The sequence below is a fragment of the Pseudomonas sp. CHM02 genome (genome assembly GCF_000612585.1).
Lineage (GTDB): Bacteria > Pseudomonadota > Gammaproteobacteria > Pseudomonadales > Pseudomonadaceae > Aquipseudomonas.
Map to the genome: position 1 here is coordinate 1 of NZ_JFCA01000063.1, position 19,784 is coordinate 19,784.

The following is a 19,784-nucleotide window of genomic DNA, read 5'->3' on the forward strand; positions in this document are numbered from 1 at the left end:
CACAACAAGCCCGCTCACCACAGGGGTTCGGCTGTTGATCAGAACTTGTCGAGGGTCTTGAACTTGGTCTCGCGCACGACTTCCTTCGGTTTATAAGCGCAATACCCTGGGCGCGGTCCGATTTTCGGGTGGTTGCGGCAGGTATCCGGGCGCTTGTCATAAATAGTGCAGAAGCGCGTCTTACGATCCAGGTACAGGCAATCGTTGTTGCTCATGCGCTGCAGGGTAAAAATCTCGGATTTGGAATTGAAGCGCTCGACGATGCCTTCCTTCTGCAAGCGCTTGGCGATGTTCTTCGGCGGGTCGCCGCGCTCGAACTCGTCGACGATGCCAATGCGGATCAGGTCCTTGATCTTCACTTCGACCGGCAGCGTGCAGCAACTGGACACGCAGCCACCGCACATGTGCGCGGAATATTTCTGCCACGTTTCAAGACGGTCGAGTTCCGCGGCGGCGATCAATTGAGGCTTCATCAGGGTTCCAAAGGTGGGGCTGTATCCGGGCGCGCGATCATACCGGGATTGGTGAATTTTTGAACAATAATTTCGGGGTTTCAGCTCAAAGGTTTGCGCTTGGGCTGATCGGGCACGACCCCTGCATCTAATTCACGCAAAGGTGAATGAGTTAAAAAACTGCCGAACCAGAGCGTCTACCGTCTGTCAGACCGTCTAGGCTCTAGCAACTCCTTCTATCTCGCCCGAGGTCGCAATTGATGTCTCAGGAACCACTTGCACGAGAAGCAGAGGTAGCCGCATTTCGCGATGCCGTCTTGACCAAACTCACCTACGCGGTGGGCAAGGACCCGGATCACGCCTTCGACCACGACTGGTTCGAAGCCATCGCCCTGGCCGCCCGCGACCAGATGGTCGACCACTGGATGGACCATACGCGGCGTATCTACCGCAAAGGCCAGAAACGGGTGTACTACCTTTCCCTGGAATTCCTGATCGGCCGCTTGCTCTACGACAGCCTGAGCAACCTGGGCGTGCTGGAGATTGCGCGCGAAGCCTTGTCCGAGCTGGGCGTCGACCTGGAGCGCATCCGCCTGCTGGAGCCCGACGCGGCGCTCGGCAACGGCGGCCTGGGCCGTTTGGCGGCGTGCTTCATGGAAAGCATGTCGACCCTGGGCATTGCCGGCCATGGGTATGGCATTCGTTATGAGCACGGCTTGTTCCGCCAGGCGATTGTCGATGGCTGGCAGCAGGAGCAGACCGAACGCTGGCTGGATTTCGGCAACCCGTGGGAGTTCGAGCGGGCCGAAGTGATTTACCCGATCGGCTTTGGCGGCAGCGTCGAAACCCTCGCGGATGCCTCCGGCAAGATGATCCAGGTGTGGTCGCCCAACGAAACCGTCAGGGCGGTGGCCTATGACACGCCGGTGGTCGGTTGGCGCGGTGCCAGCGTCAACACCTTGCGCCTGTGGCGTGCGCGGGCCGTAGAAGATTTGCACCTGGAGCGCTTCAACGCCGGTGACCACCTTGGCGCCGTCGCCGAAGTGGCCCGCGCCGAAAGCATCTCCCGAGTGCTTTACCCGGCCGACAGCACCGAAGCGGGGCAGGAACTGCGCCTGCGCCAGGAGTATTTCTTCGTATCCGCCTCGCTGCAGGACCTGCTGCGACGCCACAAGAACATGCACGGCTCGGTGTTGAGCCTGGGCGAGCACGCTGCGATCCAGCTCAACGACACCCACCCGTCCATCGCCGTGGCCGAGCTGATGCGCCAGTTGGTCGACCTGCACGATATTCCCTGGGACGCCGCGTGGGACGTGACCGTCGAAACCCTGTCGTACACCAACCACACCCTGCTGCCCGAAGCGCTGGAAACCTGGCCGGTCGGCCTGATGGAACGCATGCTGCCTCGGCACATGCAGATCATCTACCTGATCAACGCCCAGCACATCGACTCGCTGCGCGCCAAAGGCATCCACGACTTTGACGTACTGCGCGCCGTGTCACTGATCGAAGAAGACAACGGCCGCCGCGTGCGCATGGGCAACCTGGCGTTCCTCGGTTCCCACAGCGTCAACGGTGTGTCCGGCCTGCATACCCAGCTGATGCGCAGCACCGTGTTCTCCGAGCTGCACAAGCTGTACCCGGAGCGTATCAACAACAAAACCAACGGCATCACTTTCCGCCGCTGGTTGTACCAGGCCAACCCGAAGCTCACGTCCATGCTGGTGGAAGCGCTCGGCCCGGACATTCTCGACAAGCCCGAAGAGCGGCTGGTGGAGCTTGAGCCGTTTGCCGAAAAACAGACGTTCCGCAAAGCCTTTGCCGAGCAGCGTTTGCACAGTAAGCGGGCGCTGGCGGACATCATTCATGAGCGCCTGGGCATTGCGGTCAACCCGGCGGCGATGTTCGACGTGCAGGTCAAGCGTATCCACGAATACAAGCGCCAACTGCTCAACCTGCTGCACACCGTGGCGCTGTACCAGGCGATCCGTGCCGAACCGGGCACCGACTGGGTGCCGCGTGTGAAGATTTTCTCGGGCAAGGCGGCGGCCAGTTATCACCAGGCCAAGCTGATCATCAAGCTGACCAACGACATCGCGCGTACGGTCAATAACGACCCGACTGTACGTGGTCTGCTCAAGGTGGTGTTCCTGCCCAACTACAACGTCAGCCTGGCGGAAAGCATCATTCCGGCGGCGGACTTGTCGGAGCAGATCTCCACGGCTGGCTTTGAAGCCTCGGGCACCAGCAACATGAAGTTCGGCCTGAACGGTGCGCTGACCATCGGCACCATGGACGGCGCCAACGTGGAAATGCACGAACGCGTCGGTGCCGAACATATGTTTATCTTTGGCCTCAGCGCGCAGCAGGTGGAAGCGCGCAAGCACGCCGGTGAATTCAACGCCGGGGCCGACATTGCAGCGTCCCATCGGTTGAGCGATGTGCTGCAAGCGATCCGGGGCGGGGTGTTCTCGCCGGATGATCCAGGCCGCTACGTGGGGCTGATCGATGGGTTGATCGATTACGACCGCTTCCTGGTCTGTGCCGACTTCGATTCGTACTGGGACGCCCAGGCACGGGTCGAGGCGCATTGGCACGACTCCAAGGCATGGTGGCGTTCGGCGGTGCTGAATACGGCGCGGATGGGTTGGTTCAGCTCGGATCGGACCATCAGGGAGTACGCGACCGAGATCTGGAAAGCCCTCGACTAAACATCGCTGACCTGAACATGTGTGCGGGTTTGTGTGGGAGCTGGCTAGCCTGCGATAGCATCACCTCGGTGTGACAGATACACCGAGGTGTCTGCATCGCGGGCAAGCCCGGCGCCCACATAAGCTTGCTTCCACATGGGGTCTGCGTCGATATACTAGGCGCCAGTTTGCCCGCCTCGGGCTGCTTAGGGATATCGACCATGCAATGGATTTTCATGCTGATTGGCCTGGTGCTCGGCTGGACGCTCGATGAGTCGTTCAGTGATGCGGGTATCGGTGCACTGCTGGGGTTGGGCATTGGCCAGGCGATTCGCCTGGCGAAGCTGTCGGCCCAGGCGGACCAACAGGCGCGTCAGTTGGAAACCACGCAGAAGTCGCTGATAGCGCTGGGTGAGCGCCTGCGGCAACTGGAAGTGCCCGCCGCGACGAGCAGTGTCATTGTCGAACCGCCAATCCCCGAGCCAACGCCTGTCACCCAGGCGCCCGAGCTTGTCTGGGAATTGCCTGCCGAACTGGAACCCGTCAAGCAGATCGCCGAGGCGAGCCAGCCGCTGCCGGATGATGTCTGGGCGCCTGCCCCGACGCCGCGTGTTCAAGAGCCCGCAATCCCCCGTGGCCCCAACCTGATCGAACGCGCCATCAGCGGTGCGCGCAATTGGCTGTTTGGCGGCAACACTGTGCTGCGGGTCGGTGTGGTGTTGCTGTTCCTCGGCCTGGCCTTCCTGCTGCGCTACGCCACCGAGGGCATGGTGGTGCCGATTGAGGTGCGTTACGCGGGCGTCGCTGCCGCTGCGTTGGGCCTGCTGGGCCTGGGCTGGTGGCTGCGGCTGCGTAACAGCAATTACGGCTTGATGTTGCAAGGCACCGGGATCGCGGTGCTGTACCTGACCGTGTTCGCTGCGATGCGCTTGCACCCGCTGATCGACTCCGGTGCGGCGCTTGGCCTGCTGGTGGCCGTCACGGTGTTCTCGGCGATCCTGGCGATTACCCAGGATGCGCTGGGCCTGGCCTGTGCGGCGGCGCTGGGTGGTTTTGCCGCGCCGATTCTGACTTCCACCGGCGCTGGCAACCACGTGGCGCTGTTCAGTTATTTCGCCCTGCTCAACGCCGGCATCCTGGCGATTGCCTGGTTCAAGGCCTGGCGCCTGCTCAACCTGATCGGTTTTGTCGGCACTTTTGGGATTGGCTTCGCCTGGGGCATGCGCTCCTACACGCCGGAACTGCTGTGGAGTACCGAACCGTTCCTGATGCTGTTTTTCCTGATGTACCTGGCCATCGGCCTGCTGTTCGCCCGGCGTAAATTGCTCGAGATGCGCGACGCGCCCGAGGATGATAGCCGTGGTGCACTGCTGCGCTGGTCGGCGGCCAAGGGCGATTATGTCGACGGCAGCATGCTGTTCGGCCCGCCGCTGGTGGGCTTCGGTCTGCAGTTTGCCCTGGTCGAGCACCTGGAATTTGCCGCGGCGTTCAGCGCCTTGGGCCTGGGCATCATCTACATGGGCCTGGCGCGACTGCTGAGTGGCGGACGCGCCTTGCTGCTGGCGGAGACCTGCCTGGCCCTGGGCGTGATTTTCGCCAGCCTCGCTATCCCGCTGGGCCTCGATGCGCGTTGGACCGCTGCAGCCTGGGCCGTGGAGGGCGCCGGGATCTTCTGGCTCGGTTTGCGTCAAAAGCGGCCGCTGGCACGCGCCTTCGGTTTGTTGTTGCAGCTGGGCTCGGCGCTGGCATTCCTCAGTGAGCTGCGTGTGGGTGAACACACCTTGCTGGATGGCGCACCGTTGGGCGCGCTGCTGCTGGGCGCGGCGTTGCTGTTCAGCTTTGATCAACTGCGCAAGGCGTCGACCGAGCAGGCGGCGAACTGGGAGCGCCAAGGCCTGCCGGTGCTGGCGAGCCTTGGCTTGAGCTTTTTGTACCTGCTTGCGCCCTTGCTGCTGAATACTCAGGGCACCGCCGTCAGTTGGGCAATCGCCGGTCTGGTGACGCTGTTTATCGGCCTGCGCATCGGCTCGCGTACCTTCCTGTTCACCGCGTTCGCCGTGCAATTGCTGGGCGGCGCGTTGTTCCTGCTGCGATTGCAAGGTGGCGACGGGGCAGCGGTGTTCAATGCCGGCTGGAGCGGTTTGCTCACGGCGTCGTTGATTGGCTTGGCCTTGATCGGCGGCATGTTGTTGGCGGCGCGTGACGACATCGTGCGCAGCGATGTTCGACTGCTGCGCGGTTTGTCGGTGGTGCTGTTGGCGGGCCTCGTATTGATCAACCTTGCGGTGCTGTTCGTGCTGCCGTGGGAAAGTGCCAGCGGCGTGTGGGCGGTCAGTGGTTTGTTGATCATCTGGCTGAGCCTGTACCTGCAACAGCGGGTCAGTTTCGTGTTTGGTTTGTTGCTGCAATTGGTCGGCGGCGGTTCGTTCCTGCTGGCGGTGCCGGAGTTGCTCGGGCCGTTGACCAGCGAGGGGCTGCGTCCGTTGGCTCACAGCGGTTTCTGGACGCCGATGGTGCTGGGCCTGGCTGCACTGGTCGGCGCCTGGCGTTTGCAGCGCGAACCCCATGCGCCGGTGTTTGCCGTGTTGAAGCTGCAACGCCTGTCCGACCTGCTGCTGGTAGGGGGCGCGGCCTGGTGGACGTTGGCGCTGATCGGCGAAGTGTTGCGGTTTATCCCGCAGGAATTGCAGGGGGCGTTCCTGCTGGGGTGTGCGGCAATGAGCGTCGCGATCTGGACGCTGCTGGCTGCGCGCCTGAAGTGGGTGTCGCTGGGGGTGTTGTCCACAATGCTGATGCCAGCGGTGGGCGTGGTGTTGCTGGTGTATGGGCATACTTATTACCACCCCGCGGCGGAGTACGGCTGGCTGGCGTGGTCGGCGGTATTTGTGGTGCATTTCATCTCGTTGCGACGCCTGGGGGCGATCGTTCCCGCCAAGGCGCTGAGCGTGGCCCACGTACTCGGCTGCTGGATGCTGATCGGCATACTGGCGCTGGAGTTGCGCTACGGTCTGCTGAGGTTTTCTGCCGAATACAACGCCTGGCGCTGGCTGGGCTGGGCGATCCTGCCAAGTCTCTATCTCGTGCTGGCCGCTTCGCCGCGCCGTTGGCCATGGCCGATGTCGGCGTACCCAAGGGAATATCGAGTGCTGGCGGCGGTGCCATTGGCGGTGCTGATGCTCGGTTGGTTCTGGCTGGCGAACAGCTTCAGCGATGGCACGGCCAAGCCGCTGCCCTATGTGCCGCTGGTCAACCCGCTGGACCTGGGCCTGCTGTTCGCACTGCTGGGCGTGTATTTGTGCGCGCGAAGTGTCGCGCCGCTACGGGGGCCGCGTGCCGAACTGATCGCCCAAGGTGTCGCGGGTGTCTCGTTGTTTGCCTTCTTTACCGCACTGGTGATGCGCACTGCCCACCATTGGGGCGGCGTGCCGTTTCAACTGGATGCGTTGCTGGAGTCCATGCTGGTGCAGGCGGGCCTGTCGATCATCTGGACCTTGATCGCCCTCGGCCTGATGATCGGCGGCCATCTGCGCCATCGCCGCGAAGTGTGGTTGATCGGCGCCGCGCTGATTGCCGTGGTCGTAGCCAAACTGTTCTTTGTCGAACTGAGCAACCGCGGCGGCTTGGCGCGGATCGTATCGTTTATTGGCGTGGGTGGGTTGCTGCTGGTGGTGGGCTACTTCGCACCGCTGCCGCCCAAGCGCGCCGAACCGGTGCTGGACACTGAAGGAGCATCCTCTTGATCGTTAAGTTGAGCGTGGCTGTGCTGGGCTTGTGTACGACCTTGTCCGTGTGGGCGCAGGAAACGCCTGCCGATTTCACCACCCACGTGCCACTGACCGTCAGCGGCAGCGGCCCCTGGTACCGCCTGGAGCTGCCGTTGGCCGTGCAATTGAACGCGCGCCAGGCCGACCTGGGCGACGTGCGCGTGTTCAATGCCGCCGGTGAGCCCCAGGCCTACGCGCTGTCGCGTCAAACCGCACAGCGCACCGAGAGTCGCACTGTCACCGACGTGAAGTGGTTCCCACTGTACGCCGCCGATACCCAGCAAGCCTTGCCCGACGTGGTGATGAAAGCCACCACCGCCGGCACCCTGGTGGAAATCAAACCGTCCACCGCCCCCAAGCCCGGCAAGCAAGTGCTGCGTGGCTGGGTGTTGGACGCCAGTGCAATCAAGGCTCCGCTGCAGCAACTGAGCCTGGACTGGAGCCGCGAGCAGGAGGGCTTCCAGCGTTTCAGCATTGAGGCCAGTGATGACTTGCAGCACTGGCAAGCCTGGGGCGATGGGCAGGTGGCGCGCTTGTCATTTGCCGATGAACGGGTCGAGCAGCATGACGTGAGCCTGCCTGGGCAATCGGCGCGTTACCTGCGGCTTGTATGGCAGGGCCAGGCGGCGCCGTTGCTGACTTTGGCCAAGCTGGAGAGCGCCACCAGCAGCAGCCTGCCGATGCCGTTGGTGTGGTCGCAAGCGTTTCCGGGGGAGCGGCTCAAGGCGGGAGAGTACAGCTGGCAATTGCCGACGGGGCTGAATGTCGAACGCTTGCAGGTCGAGTTGAAGCAGCCCAACACGCTGGCGCCCGTGACATTGTCGGGTCGAAGTGACGTCAAGCAAACGTGGCAGCCGTTGAGCAATGGCCTGTTGTACCGCCTGAGCCAGAACGGCAAGGACGTGGTGCAGGATCAATTGCAGTTGCCGGGCCAGACGCTCGTTCAGTTGAAGATGCAGGTGGACGAGCGGGGCGGCGGCCTGGGCGTCGAGGCACCCGCGTTGCGCGTGGCCGTGCGGGCCACCCAATTGGTGTTCCTGGCGCGGGGTGAGCCGCCGTTCACCCTGGCGCTGGGGAATGCGTCCGTGAAAGGGGCGAACTTGCCGCTGTCGACGCTGATCCCCGATTACCGTGCCGAGCGTCTGAAAACGTTGGGCCAGGCCACTTTGGCGGGGGAGATCGCGGTCAAACCGCCTGCCATTGCCGCGTTGCCCGACACCGGCCCCGACTGGAAGAAACTCGGCCTGTGGGCCGTGTTGCTGCTCGGCGTGGCGGCCCTGGGCGCCATGGCCTACAGTTTGCTGCGCAAGCCACCGGTGGCACGTTAAATAAAGTCCATGAACTCTATTGGGTTTAAATCCTCTGATAGGAGGAAATACGCCCCGACTCGCGTTAAACTGCGCGGGTTTTTAGCCCCCCATTTTCCGGAGCCTTCCATGTCCCGCGTTACCCTGAGTCGCTATTTGATCGAGCAGACCCGCAGCAACAACACGCCTGCCGATCTGCGCTTCCTTATCGAAGTGGTGGCGCGTGCTTGCAAGGAAATCAGCCACGCCGTGTCCAAAGGCGCGCTGGGTGGTGTCCTGGGCAGCATGGGCACTGAAAACGTCCAAGGCGAAGTGCAGAAGAAACTCGACGTGCTCTCCAACGAGATCCTGCTCGAAGCCAACGAATGGGGCGGTCACCTGGCCGGCATGGCGTCCGAAGAAATGGACAACGCCTACCAGATCCCGGGCAAATACCCGAAAGGCGCCTACCTGCTGGTATTCGATCCACTGGACGGCTCGTCCAACATCGACATCAACGCACCGGTCGGCACCATCTTCTCGGTGCTGCGTTGCCCGAACGAATACCTGAGCCAGAACGAAGCCCTGAACGAAAAGGCCTTCCTGCAGCCAGGCACCGAGCAGGTCGCTGCCGGCTACGCCATCTACGGCCCGCAGACCATGCTGGTGCTGACCCTGGGCGACGGCGTCAAGGGCTTCACCCTGGACCGCGAAATGGGCAGCTTCGTACTGACCCACGAAGACATCTCCATTCCTGCTTCCACCCAGGAATTCGCGATCAACATGTCCAACCAGCGTCACTGGGAAGAACCGGTGAAGCGCTACGTCAACGAGCTGATGGAAGGCGAAGAAGGCCCGTTGAAGAAGAACTTCAACATGCGCTGGGTTGCCGCGATGGTAGCCGACGTGCACCGTATCCTGACCCGTGGCGGCCTGTTCATGTACCCACGCGACAGCCGCGAGCCGTCCAAGCCGGGCAAACTGCGCCTGATGTACGAAGCCAACCCGATGTCGTTCCTGGTTGAACAGGCAGGCGGTGCGTCCACCGACGGCCACCAGCGCATCCTCGACATCCAGCCGGAAGGCCTGCACCAGCGTGTGGCGGTGTTCCTGGGTTCGAAGGAAGAAGTTGAGCGTGTGACGGCTTACCACAAGAAGTAAGTCTCTGCGATAAGTGATCGGTGTTGTTGTGAGCCGGTTCACCCTTGAAGAAGCCCCGAAACGTTTCAGCGTTTTCGGGGCTTTTTTGTTTTTGTTCGTCGGGAACCAGACACCTCTTTTCCCTTCTAAGCTTCTGGCAGATACCCAAGCTGCTTCGTCCCTCCAGGAGTTTTTCCATGTCGTTACGCCGTCTCGCTTTGCTGGCTTTTTGCGTGCTGTTGGCCGCTTGCAGCAAGGTCAACCAAGAAAACTACGCAAAGCTATCGGCTGGCATGGCCAAGGCAGAGGTGGAGTCGCTGTTGGGTAAGCCGACCGATTGTTCCGGCGCACTGGGCATGTCCAGTTGCACATGGGGCGATAAAAACAGCTTTATCAGCGTTCAATATGCCGGTGACAAGGTTCTGATGTTTTCCGGGCAAGGCCTGAAGTAAACCGGGGCGCAAGCCTGCGGGAGAAGAAGAATGATGCGTTTTGTTTTGTTCCTTTGCGCCAGCCTGTTTTTGGCGGGGTGCGCCAGCCATTCTGGCGATGATCTGCAACCCAAGACAGCGAGCAACGTCAACCTCAAGCGTTACCAGGGCACCTGGTATGAGTTGGCCCGATTGCCGATGTACTTCCAGCGCAACTGCGCGCAGTCCGAAGCCCGCTACACCTTGCTGCCCGATGGCGACATGTCGGTGTTCAACCGCTGCCTGACGACCGAATGGAAGTGGGAAGAAGCCAAGGGCACCGCCACTCCGCAAGTGCCGGGCAAGACCGACAAGCTCTGGGTGGAATTCAATAACTGGTTCACCGCACTGTTGCCGGGCGTCGCCAAGGGCGATTACTGGGTGCTGTATGTCAGCGATGACTACAAGACCGCGATTGTCGGCAGCCCGAGCCGGCGCTACATGTGGATCTTGTCACGCACGCCGACAGTCAATGCGGACACCCGCGAAGACCTGCTGAGCAGGGCGCGACAGCAGGGGTACGACACCACGCGATTGATCTGGCGTACGTCGGACAAGCAGATGGCAAAAACCTCGCAGTAACGCTGGGCCACCGCCGATCAAAAAATGTGGGAGCTGGCTTGCCTGCGATAGCATCACCACGGTGTAACTGATACACCTTGGTGCCTGTATCGCAGGCAAGCCAGCTCCCACATTTGTTATGTGTCGCGTGTTAGCCCAGTAGCGCTCTCAAAACTTGCGTGAAGGCCCGGCTGCTTTCTTCTTCACCGGCATGATGCCCATCGCGCACCACCCACTTGCCGTTGACCAGTACATCCCGCACCTGCCGATCACCGCCCGCAAACAACCAGCGATTCAGAATCCCGTCCTCCGTCGCCGTCGCCAGGTACGGATCATTGCCGTCCAGCACAATCCAATCCGCACGCTTGCCCACTTCCAGCCGACCAATCGGCTGCCCCAGCGCCTGGGCGCCACCGTCCAGTGCAGCATCGAACAGCGTGCGGCCGACCATCGGCTGATCGCCGCGATACAAGCGGTTGCGTCGCTGGTCGCGCAGGCGCTGACCGTATTCCAACCAACGCAGTTCTTCCACCACGCTCAGTGACACGTGGCTGTCGGAACCGATCCCCATGCGTCCGCCCTGGGCGAGGAAATCCACGGCCGGGAAAATCCCGTCACCCAGGTTGGCCTCAGTCGTCAGGCACAAACCGGCAATCGCACGGCTCTTGGCCATACGCGTCACTTCTTCGGCATTGGCGTGGGTAGCATGCACCAGGCACCAGCGCTCATCGACGTCGACATTGTCATACAGCCATTGCAGCGGGCGTTTGCCGCTCCAGGCCAGGCAGTCGTCGACTTCTTTCTGTTGCTCGGCGATGTGGATATGCACCGGGCACGCCTTGTCACTGGCGGCCAGCACGTCATTGATTTGTTGTGGCGTGACCGCGCGCAACGAGTGGAAGCACAGGCCCAGTTGCTGCGCCGGCTGCGCTGCGAGAATCGGCTGCAGGCGTGCCTGCAGGTCCAGATAATTTTCAGTGCTGTTGATAAAGCGCCGCTGGCCCTCATTGGGCGCCTGGCCGCCGAAACCGGAATGGGTGTAGAGCACCGGCACCAACGTCAGGCCGATCCCGCTGCTGGCCGCTGCCTGGCTGATCTGCCGCGACAATTCCGTGCGATCGGCGTACGGCTGGCCGCTGACGTCGTGGTGCACATAGTGGAATTCGGCCACCGATGTGTAACCGGCCTTGAGCATCTCGATGTACAGCTGGCGCGCGATCACCTGCAATTGATCCGGGTCGATCTTGCCCACCATGCGGTACATCAGGTCGCGCCAGGTCCAGAAACTGTCATTCGGGTTGCCGGCCACTTCGGCCAGACCCGCCATCGCACGCTGGAATGCATGGGAGTGCAGGTTCGGCATACCCGCCAACACCGGGCCTCTCAGCCGTTCAGCACCCTCTGCGCTGGCATTGGCCTCAACCTGTGTCAGCCGCCCATCGGCGCTGACTTCAAGACGTACATCATTGGCCCATCCATTAGGCAGCAGCGCGCGTTCGGCAAAGAAAGCGGACATGATCAAGGCACCCCGGTCGTGTGTTTATTTGTATATACATATACAGACGTTTGCCTGCTCGGTAAACTCCGGCAATCTATGCATCTTTTCTCCCTGCAAGGATTCCCTGTGCCGACTCCGCCCGCCAACTCTTCGCTGGCTGCCCACATGGACGAAAGTCCGGCGCCCTTGTATGCCCGCGTCAAACAGATGATCAGCCAGCAGATTCTCAACGGCAACTGGCCACCCCATTACCGCGTGCCGTCGGAGAGCGAACTGGTCAGCCAGCTGGGTTTCAGCCGCATGACCATCAACCGCGCCCTGCGCGAGCTCACCGCCGAAGGGCTGCTGGTGCGCATGCAAGGCGTCGGTACTTTTGTCGCTGAGCCCAAGAGCCAGTCTGCGCTGTTCGAAGTGCACAACATCGCCGATGAGATCGCCTCTCGCGGCCACCGGCATACCTGCCAGGTCATCACCCTGGGTGAAGAGGCTGCCGGCTCCGAGCGAGCTGTCGCCCTGGAAATGCGCGAAGGCGGGCGGGTCTTCCACTCGCTGATCGTGCACTTCGAAAACGATATTCCCGTGCAAATCGAAGACCGTTTCGTCAACGCCCTGGTCGCGCCGGAATACCTGCAGCAGGATTTCACCCAACAGACGCCTTACGCCTACCTGAACCAGGTCGCACCGCTGACCGAGGGCGAGCACGTGGTCGAAGCCATCCTTGCCGATGCGGCCGAGTGCAAGCTGCTGCAGATCGAACCCAGCGAGCCGTGCCTGTTGATTCGCCGGCGCACCTGGTCGGGTCGCCAGCCGGTGACCGCCGCGCGTCTGATCCACCCCGGTTCCCGTCATAGCCTGGAAGGACGTTTCAGTAAATGAGTGCAGTGAAAGTCTGGCGCGCCGCCGATTACGTGCGCATGCCATGGAAAAACGGCGGTGGCAGCACCGAAGAAATTACCCGTGATGACGGCGCAGGGCTGGATGGCTTTGGCTGGCGCCTGTCGATTGCGGATATCGCCGAGTCGGGGGGCTTTTCCATCTTCGCCGGCTACCAACGTGTGATCACCGTGATCCAGGGCGCCGGCATGGTGCTGACCGTGGATGGCGAAGAGCAGCGCGGGTTGTTACCGCTGCAGCCCTTCGCGTTCAAGGGTGACAGCCACGTGTCATGCCGCTTGATTACCGGGCCGATCCGCGATTTCAACCTGATCTATTCGCCACAGCGTTACCACGCACGACTGCAATGGATTGACGGCGAGCAGCGTTTTTTCAGCACGGCGCAGACCGTGCTGGTGTTCAGCGTGGCGGATGAAGTGAAGGTGCTGGACCAGAAACTTGGTCATCACGACTGCCTGCAAGTGGACGGTAACACTGGCCTGTTGGACCTCTCCGTAACAGGTCGCAGCTGCATCATCGAACTGACCCCACGCGATTAACCCTGTAGGAGCCGGCTTGCCGGCGATAGCGGTATATCAGTATTGAAGGTGCTGACTGATACGCCGTTATCGCCGGCAAGCCAGCTCCTACAGTTGTTTTGTGGCGTTTATAAAATCTGTTTCCAACCCTCGCACCATTTTGTTACCGAATGCCCCAGCGTGGCGCAAAACCACGCCATCACGCCAAACCTCCCTTGCTGTAAAAATCCTCCGTAAGAAATTTAATCCAGTCTCCAAGCCTTAATTTCCAAGGCTTGCGCGCGCTTTCCAAAAAAACTCAACAGCACCCCCATCAAGTTGGCCGTTCGATTGCATATGCTTGTATGTACAAGTAAAGATGTGTGCGTAAGACTCTCCTTCGCACCATCCATGTTCGCGCATCGATCGCCGAGGAGTTTTGTTGTGACCAAGCCTACCAAGTACCGTGACGTCGAAATCCGTGCCGCCCGTGGTAACAAGCTCACCGCCAAAAGCTGGCTGACTGAAGCGCCGCTGCGCATGCTGATGAACAACCTCGACCCGCAAGTGGCCGAGAACCCCAAGGAGCTGGTGGTGTATGGCGGTATCGGGCGTGCGGCGCGCAACTGGGAGTGCTACGACCAGATCGTCGAGAGCCTCACTCACCTGAATGACGACGAAACCCTGCTGGTGCAATCCGGCAAGCCGGTCGGCGTGTTCAAGACCCACAGCAACGCCCCGCGCGTACTGATCGCCAACTCCAACCTGGTGCCGCACTGGGCCAGTTGGGAACACTTCAATGAACTGGATGCCAAGGGCCTGGCCATGTACGGCCAGATGACCGCCGGCAGCTGGATCTACATCGGCAGCCAGGGCATCGTCCAGGGCACCTACGAAACCTTCGTCGAAGCCGGTCGCCAGCACTACAACAGCGACCTGACTGGCCGTTGGGTCCTCACCGCCGGCCTCGGCGGCATGGGCGGCGCCCAGCCCCTGGCGGCCACCCTGGCCGGCGCGTGCTCGCTGAACATCGAGTGCCAGCAGGTCAGCATCGATTTCCGTCTGAACAGCCGTTACGTCGACGAGCAAGCCACCGACCTCGACGACGCCCTGGCACGCATCGCCAAGTACACCAAGGAAGGCAAGGCCATCTCCATCGCCCTGCTGGGTAACGCCGCCGAAATCCTGCCGGAACTGGTCAAGCGTGGCGTACGCCCGGACATGGTCACCGACCAGACCAGCGCCCACGACCCACTCAACGGCTACCTGCCAGCCGGCTGGACCTGGGACGAATACCGCGCCCGCGCCAAGACCGAGCCCGCCGCCGTGATCAAGGCCGCCAAGCAGTCGATGGCCGTGCACGTCAAAGCCATGCTGGAATTCCAGAAGCAAGGCATCCCGACCTTCGACTACGGCAACAACATCCGCCAGATGGCCCAGGAAGAAGGCGTGGAAAACGCATTCGACTTCCCGGGTTTCGTGCCGGCCTACATCCGCCCATTGTTCTGCCGTGGCATCGGCCCGTTCCGTTGGGCTGCGCTGTCCGGCGACCCGCAAGACATCTACAAGACCGACGCCAAAGTCAAAGAGCTGATTCCGGACGACGCCCACCTCCACAACTGGCTGGACATGGCGCGCGAGCGCATCAGCTTCCAGGGCTTGCCGGCACGTATCTGCTGGGTTGGCCTGGGCCAGCGCGCCAAGCTGGGCCTGGCGTTCAACGAAATGGTACGCAGCGGCGAGCTGTCGGCACCGGTCGTGATCGGCCGTGACCACCTCGACTCCGGCTCGGTATCCAGCCCGAACCGTGAAACCGAAGCCATGCAGGACGGTTCCGACGCCGTGTCCGACTGGCCGCTGCTCAACGCTTTGCTCAACACCGCCAGCGGCGCGACCTGGGTTTCGCTGCACCACGGTGGTGGCGTAGGCATGGGCTTCTCCCAGCACTCCGGCATGGTGATCGTCTGCGACGGTACCGACGAAGCGGCCGAGCGCATTGCCCGTGTCCTGCACAACGACCCGGCCACCGGTGTGATGCGTCACGCAGACGCTGGCTACCAGATCGCGATCGATTGTGCCAAAGAGCAGGGCCTCAATCTCCCGATGATCAAGTAACCCATGTGGGAGCTGGCTTGCCTGCGATGGCATCCCCTCGGTTCTACTGATAGACCGAGTCGCCCGCATCGCAGGCAAGCCAGCTCCCACAGAAAAGCGGTTTTACACAGGCTTTATGAACAATCCATCAGAGGTTGAACAACATGGCTGCAAATGACACCACCCCGTTGATCGAAAGGCGTTCGATCGACTATATCCCGGAAGCGGAAAGACACGGTCGTCTATTTAGCCAGTTCACCCTGTGGATGGGTGCCAACCTGCAGATCACCGCAATTGTCACCGGGGCCCTAGCCGTGGTGCTGGGCGGTGATGTGTTCTGGTCGTTGATCGGGCTGTTTATTGGTCAGCTGATCGGCGGTGGCGTCATGGCGTTGCATGCGGCGCAAGGGCCCAAGCTGGGCCTGCCGCAGATGATCTCCAGCCGGGTGCAGTTCGGCGTGTATGGCGCGGCCATTCCGATCGTGCTGGTGTGCCTGATGTACCTCGGTTTCACCGCGACCGGGACCGTGCTGTCCGGTCAGGCGCTGGGCCAGTTGTTCGGGGTCAGCGACAGCACCGGTATCCTGATTTTCGCCAGTGTCATCGTGCTGGTCACGGTACTGGGTTACCGGGTGATCCATTTCATCGGCCGTGTCGCCAGCGTTATTGGCGTGATCGCCTTTGTCTACCTGTTCAGTCGCCTGATGAGCCAGACCGACGTTGGCGCTCTCCTGCAAATCCGTCACTTCGGCTGGAGCAGTTTCCTGCTGGCGGTGTCGCTCGCGGCCTCCTGGCAGATTGCCTTCGGTCCTTACGTGGCGGACTACTCGCGTTACCTGCCAAGCAAGACGTCATCGGTGAAAACCTTTTTCGCTGCTGGCGCAGGTTCGGTCGTGGGTGCACAGGTGGCGATGGTCCTCGGCGTGTTTGCCGCGGCCATGTCCAACGGGCAGTTCGCCGGGCATGAAGTGGCCTACATCGTTGGCTTGAGCGGTACCGGTGCCACCGCCGCGCTGCTGTACTTCAGCATCGCGTTCGGCAAGGTCACCATCTCGACGCTGAACTCCTACGGCAGCTTCATGTGCATCGCGACCATCATCAGCGGCTTGCGTGGTCGCCTGGAGGTCACGCGCCTGCAGCGCCTGGTGTTCGTGCTGGCGATTGTAGGGACCGCGACCCTGATCGCGTTGCTCGGCCAGCACTCGTTCCTCGGTGCGTTCAAGTCTTTCATCCTGTTCCTGCTGGCGTTCTTCACGCCCTGGAGTGCGATCAACCTGGTGGACTACTACTGCATCACCCGCGAGCGCTATGACGTGCCGGCGCTGGCCGACCCGAACGGTCGCTACGGCCGCTGGAACCTGCTGGGTATCAGTGTGTATGTCTTCGGCGTGCTGGTGCAGTTGCCGTTCATCTCCACCAAGTTCTACACCGGCCCCCTGGTGGCTGCGCTGGGTGATGTGGACATTTCCTGGATCATCGGCCTGGTGCTGCCGGCAGCGCTGTATTACGTGTGTGCGAAAAAATGGCACGGCACGGTGCCCGATCACCTGATCCTGCCGGTAGAGCAGGGCGCTATACCAAGAGCAAACGGGCTGGCTGCACAAGCCTGATGGGACGTGGACAGGGCAGGATGCCTACTGACTGCCGTAATCCATTTCAAGATTGGGAGCGTCACAACAATGAAAATGCATAAGACCCTGTTGGCCACCGTGCTCTCTGCAGGTTTGCTCGCCTCCGCTGGCGCCCAGGCGGCCGGCTGGTGTGAATCCGGCAAGCCGGTGAAGTTCGCGGGCCTGAACTGGGAAAGCGGCATGTTGCTCACCGACATCCTGCAAACCGTGCTGGAAAAAGGCTACGACTGCAAAACCGACAGCCTGCCGGGCAACTCCATCACCATGGAAAACGCCCTGAGCAGCAACGATATCCAGGTGTTTGCCGAAGAATGGGTCGGCCGCAGTGAAGTCTGGAACAAGGCCGAGAAGGCCGGCAAAGTCGTTGGCGTCGGTGCCCCGGTCGTGGGCGCTATCGAAGGCTGGTACGTGCCGCGCTATGTGATCGAAGGCGACGCCAAGCGCAAGCTTGAAGCCAAGGCGCCGGACCTGAAGAACATCGCCGACCTGGCCAAGTACGCCTCGGTGTTCAAGGACCAGGAAGAGCCGTCCAAGGGCCGTTTCTACAACTGCCCGGCCGGCTGGACCTGCGAGCTGGACAACAGCGAAATGCTGAAAAGCTACGGCCTGGAAAATGCCTACACCAATTTCCGCCCAGGCACCGGCCCGGCGCTGGATGCGGCGGTGCTGTCGAGCTACAAGCGTGGCGAGCCGATCCTGTTCTACTACTGGTCGCCAACGCCGCTGATGGGCCAGGTCGACCTGGTCAAGCTGGAAGAAAAACCCGGCGTGGATAAAAGCGTAAGCATCAAGGTCGGCCTGTCCAAGACTTTCCATGAGCAAGCCCCGGAGCTGGTGGCCGTGCTGGAAAAGGTCAACCTGCCTATCGACCTGCTGAACCAGAACCTGGGTCGCATGGCCAAGGAGCGAATTGAGTCGCCAGAACTGGCGAAAATTTTCCTCAAGGAACATCCTGAAGTCTGGCACGCCTGGGTGAGCGACGACGCAGCCAAGAAAATCGACGCGGCCTTGTAGGTCAAGCGTGCCCGGCTACCCTGAGGGGCCGCCGGGCGCCTGGCCACAACCCACTGGATCGAGAGCACGATATGTTTCCTGAGAGTTTTACGTTTTCCATCGCCGACTGGGTCAACGGTTGGGTGGACTCACTGGTCACCAACTACGGTGATGTGTTCCGGCACATCTCCGACACCCTGCTATGGGCCATCGTCAACCTGGAAGGGTTGCTGCGCATGGCGCCCTGGTGGCTGATGCTGGCCATCGTCGGCGGTGTCGCCTGGCACGCCACCCGCAAGGTGGTGACCACGGCGGTGATCGTCGGCTTGCTGTTCCTGGTAGGCGCGGTTGGCCTGTGGGACAAACTGATGCAGACCCTGGCATTGATGATGGTCGCTACGGTGATCTCGGTGCTGATCGGTATTCCATTGGGGATTCTGTCGGCGCGCAGCAATCGCCTGCGTTCGGTGTTGATGCCGCTGCTCGACATCATGCAGACGATGCCCAGCTTCGTGTACTTGATCCCGGTGCTGATGCTGTTCGGCCTGGGCAAGGTTCCGGCGATTTTCGCCACGGTGATCTACGCCGCGCCGCCGCTGATTCGCCTTACCGACCTGGGTATTCGCCAAGTCGACGGTGAAGTCATGGAGGCCATCAATGCGTTTGGTGCCAACCGCTGGCAACAACTGTTCGGCGTGCAACTGCCGCTGGCCTTGCCGAGCATCATGGCCGGTATCAACCAGACCACCATGATGGCGCTGTCGATGGTGGTGATCGCCTCGATGATCGGTGCCCGTGGCTTGGGTGAAGACGTATTGGTCGGCATCCAGACCCTCAACGTCGGCCGTGGCCTCGAAGCCGGGCTGGCGATCGTGATTCTCGCAGTGGTCATCGACCGCATTACCCAGGCCTATGGTCGTCCACGGCATGAGGCGAGCAAATGACTACTGTCAGCAAAATCGAAGTTAAAAACGTCTTCAAGATCTTCGGCGCCCGCTCCAAGGATGCGCTGGCCATGGTCAGCCAAGGCAAGACCAAGGACCAGGTCCTGGCCGAGACCGGCTGCGTGGTCGGCGTGAACGATTTGTCCCTGAGCATCGGCACCGGTGAGATCTTCGTGATCATGGGCCTGTCGGGTTCCGGCAAGTCCACCCTGGTGCGCCACTTCAACCGCCTGATCGACCCGACCAGCGGCGCGATCCTGGTGGACGGCGAAGACATCCTGCAACTGGACATGGAAGCCCTGCGCCAATTCCGTCGGCACAAGATCAGCATGGTGTTCCAGAGCTTCGGCCTGTTGCCCCACAAGAGTGTGCTCGACAACGTCGCCTACGGCCTGAAAGTGCGAGGCGAAACCAAGCAGGTCTGCGCCGAGCGCGCCCTGCACTGGATCGAAACCGTGGGCCTCAAGGGCTACGAAAACAAATACCCGCACCAGCTCTCAGGCGGCATGCGCCAACGTGTCGGCCTGGCCCGCGCCTTGGCGGCCGACACCGACATCATCCTGATGGATGAAGCCTTCAGCGCCCTCGACCCGCTGATCCGCGCGGAGATGCAGGACCAGTTACTGGAGCTGCAAAAGACCCTGCACAAAACCATCGTGTTCATCACACACGACCTCGATGAGGCCGTGCGCATCGGCAACCGCATTGCGATCCTCAAGGACGGCAAGCTGATCCAGGTCGGCACGCCTCGGGAGATCCTGCATTCGCCGGCGGATGAGTATGTGGACCGGTTCGTCCAGCGGCGGGCGGCGGTGGTCTGACCTGAAATAGGCAGTGAGGCTGCTGGCGCCATCGCCGGCAAGCCAGCTC

15 protein-coding genes are annotated in these 19,784 nt (G+C 61.5%); 13 read left to right on the plus strand and 2 right to left on the minus strand.

What is annotated here, in order from left to right; all coding sequences use genetic code 11:
• Positions 1–38: 38 nt before the first annotated feature.
• Entirely contained in the window at positions 39–473 is a 435-nt protein-coding gene (locus BM70_RS0127580; protein ID WP_017529542.1) for a YkgJ family cysteine cluster protein, read from the minus strand.
• Positions 474–712: 239 nt separating this feature from the next.
• On the opposite strand from BM70_RS0127580, the gene BM70_RS0127585 reads away from it, so the two are divergent.
• The 6 genes from BM70_RS0127585 to BM70_RS0127610 all read left to right on the plus strand — a co-directional run bounded on the left by BM70_RS0127585 (position 713) and on the right by BM70_RS0127610 (position 10,384).
• Positions 713–3,163: a glycogen/starch/alpha-glucan phosphorylase gene (locus BM70_RS0127585; protein WP_025859013.1), complete on the plus strand. Its 2,451-nt coding sequence runs from the start codon at positions 713–715 to the stop codon at positions 3,161–3,163.
• 200 nt (positions 3,164–3,363) lie between these two features.
• Positions 3,364–6,882: a DUF2339 domain-containing protein gene (locus tag BM70_RS0127590; RefSeq protein ID WP_025859014.1), complete on the plus strand. Its 3,519-nt coding sequence runs from the start codon at positions 3,364–3,366 to the stop codon at positions 6,880–6,882.
• Positions 6,879–8,234 carry a DUF3999 domain-containing protein gene (locus tag BM70_RS0127595; RefSeq protein ID WP_371262187.1) on the plus strand — a complete coding sequence of 452 codons (1,356 nt, stop codon included), beginning with the start codon at positions 6,879–6,881 and terminating at the stop codon, positions 8,232–8,234. The genes BM70_RS0127590 and BM70_RS0127595 overlap by 4 nt, the downstream gene beginning before the upstream one ends.
• A gap of 108 nt (positions 8,235–8,342) precedes the next feature.
• Positions 8,343–9,353 carry a class 1 fructose-bisphosphatase gene (locus tag BM70_RS0127600; RefSeq protein WP_003187818.1) on the plus strand — a complete coding sequence of 337 codons (1,011 nt, stop codon included), beginning with the start codon at positions 8,343–8,345 and terminating at the stop codon, positions 9,351–9,353.
• 176 nt (positions 9,354–9,529) lie between these two features.
• On the plus strand, positions 9,530–9,784 hold the full coding sequence (locus BM70_RS0127605) for a hypothetical protein (RefSeq protein ID WP_017849914.1): 255 nt from the start codon (positions 9,530–9,532) through the stop codon (positions 9,782–9,784).
• A gap of 30 nt (positions 9,785–9,814) precedes the next feature.
• A complete protein-coding gene (locus tag BM70_RS0127610; RefSeq protein WP_025859016.1) occupies positions 9,815–10,384 on the plus strand; it encodes a lipocalin family protein in 570 nt (189 codons plus the stop codon).
• A 130-nt stretch (positions 10,385–10,514) separates the two neighbouring features.
• Here BM70_RS0127610 and BM70_RS0127615 read toward each other — a convergent pair whose 3' ends face one another.
• Entirely contained in the window at positions 10,515–11,879 is a 1,365-nt protein-coding gene (locus BM70_RS0127615; protein ID WP_025859017.1) for a formimidoylglutamate deiminase, read from the minus strand.
• A gap of 147 nt (positions 11,880–12,026) precedes the next feature.
• Between BM70_RS0127615 and hutC the strand changes: the two genes are divergently transcribed.
• The 7 genes from hutC to BM70_RS0127650 all read left to right on the plus strand — a co-directional run bounded on the left by hutC (position 12,027) and on the right by BM70_RS0127650 (position 19,735).
• Positions 12,027–12,737, plus strand: a complete 711-nt coding sequence (gene hutC, locus BM70_RS0127620; RefSeq protein ID WP_173668614.1) for a histidine utilization repressor — start codon at positions 12,027–12,029, stop codon at positions 12,735–12,737.
• Positions 12,734–13,294 carry a HutD family protein gene (locus BM70_RS0127625; protein ID WP_025859019.1) on the plus strand — a complete coding sequence of 187 codons (561 nt, stop codon included), beginning with the start codon at positions 12,734–12,736 and terminating at the stop codon, positions 13,292–13,294. Before hutC ends, BM70_RS0127625 begins: the two co-directional genes overlap by 4 nt.
• A gap of 402 nt (positions 13,295–13,696) precedes the next feature.
• Positions 13,697–15,367 (plus strand): urocanate hydratase, encoded by a 1,671-nt coding sequence (gene hutU / locus BM70_RS0127630; protein WP_025859020.1) that lies wholly within the window; start codon positions 13,697–13,699, stop codon positions 15,365–15,367.
• Positions 15,368–15,510: 143 nt separating this feature from the next.
• Positions 15,511–16,956 (plus strand): cytosine permease, encoded by a 1,446-nt coding sequence (locus tag BM70_RS0127635; RefSeq protein ID WP_025859021.1) that lies wholly within the window; start codon positions 15,511–15,513, stop codon positions 16,954–16,956.
• A 69-nt stretch (positions 16,957–17,025) separates the two neighbouring features.
• Entirely contained in the window at positions 17,026–17,991 is a 966-nt protein-coding gene (locus BM70_RS0127640) for an ABC transporter substrate-binding protein (protein WP_025859022.1), read from the plus strand.
• 71 nt (positions 17,992–18,062) lie between these two features.
• Positions 18,063–18,914: a proline/glycine betaine ABC transporter permease gene (locus BM70_RS0127645; RefSeq protein WP_025859023.1), complete on the plus strand. Its 852-nt coding sequence runs from the start codon at positions 18,063–18,065 to the stop codon at positions 18,912–18,914.
• Positions 18,911–19,735 carry a glycine betaine/L-proline ABC transporter ATP-binding protein gene (locus BM70_RS0127650; protein ID WP_025859024.1) on the plus strand — a complete coding sequence of 275 codons (825 nt, stop codon included), beginning with the start codon at positions 18,911–18,913 and terminating at the stop codon, positions 19,733–19,735. Before BM70_RS0127645 ends, BM70_RS0127650 begins: the two co-directional genes overlap by 4 nt.
• The last annotated feature ends 49 nt before the right edge of the window (positions 19,736–19,784 follow it).

Coding starts and splice junctions, on each gene's coding strand:
- BM70_RS0127590 (WP_025859014.1), top strand. CDS start 3,364: ATGCAATGGATTTTCATGCTGATTGGCCTGGTGCTCGGCTGGACGCTC.
- BM70_RS0127615 (WP_025859017.1), bottom strand. CDS start 11,879: ATGTCCGCTTTCTTTGCCGAACGCGCGCTGCTGCCTAATGGATGGGCC.
- BM70_RS0127650 (WP_025859024.1), top strand. CDS start 18,911: ATGACTACTGTCAGCAAAATCGAAGTTAAAAACGTCTTCAAGATCTTC.
- BM70_RS0127640 (WP_025859022.1), top strand. CDS start 17,026: ATGAAAATGCATAAGACCCTGTTGGCCACCGTGCTCTCTGCAGGTTTG.
- BM70_RS0127580 (WP_017529542.1), bottom strand. CDS start 473: ATGAAGCCTCAATTGATCGCCGCCGCGGAACTCGACCGTCTTGAAACG.
- BM70_RS0127600 (WP_003187818.1), top strand. CDS start 8,343: ATGTCCCGCGTTACCCTGAGTCGCTATTTGATCGAGCAGACCCGCAGC.
- hutC (WP_173668614.1), top strand. CDS start 12,027: ATGGACGAAAGTCCGGCGCCCTTGTATGCCCGCGTCAAACAGATGATC.
- BM70_RS0127635 (WP_025859021.1), top strand. CDS start 15,511: ATGGCTGCAAATGACACCACCCCGTTGATCGAAAGGCGTTCGATCGAC.
- BM70_RS0127585 (WP_025859013.1), top strand. CDS start 713: ATGTCTCAGGAACCACTTGCACGAGAAGCAGAGGTAGCCGCATTTCGC.
- BM70_RS0127605 (WP_017849914.1), top strand. CDS start 9,530: ATGTCGTTACGCCGTCTCGCTTTGCTGGCTTTTTGCGTGCTGTTGGCC.
- BM70_RS0127645 (WP_025859023.1), top strand. CDS start 18,063: ATGTTTCCTGAGAGTTTTACGTTTTCCATCGCCGACTGGGTCAACGGT.
- BM70_RS0127625 (WP_025859019.1), top strand. CDS start 12,734: ATGAGTGCAGTGAAAGTCTGGCGCGCCGCCGATTACGTGCGCATGCCA.
- BM70_RS0127610 (WP_025859016.1), top strand. CDS start 9,815: ATGATGCGTTTTGTTTTGTTCCTTTGCGCCAGCCTGTTTTTGGCGGGG.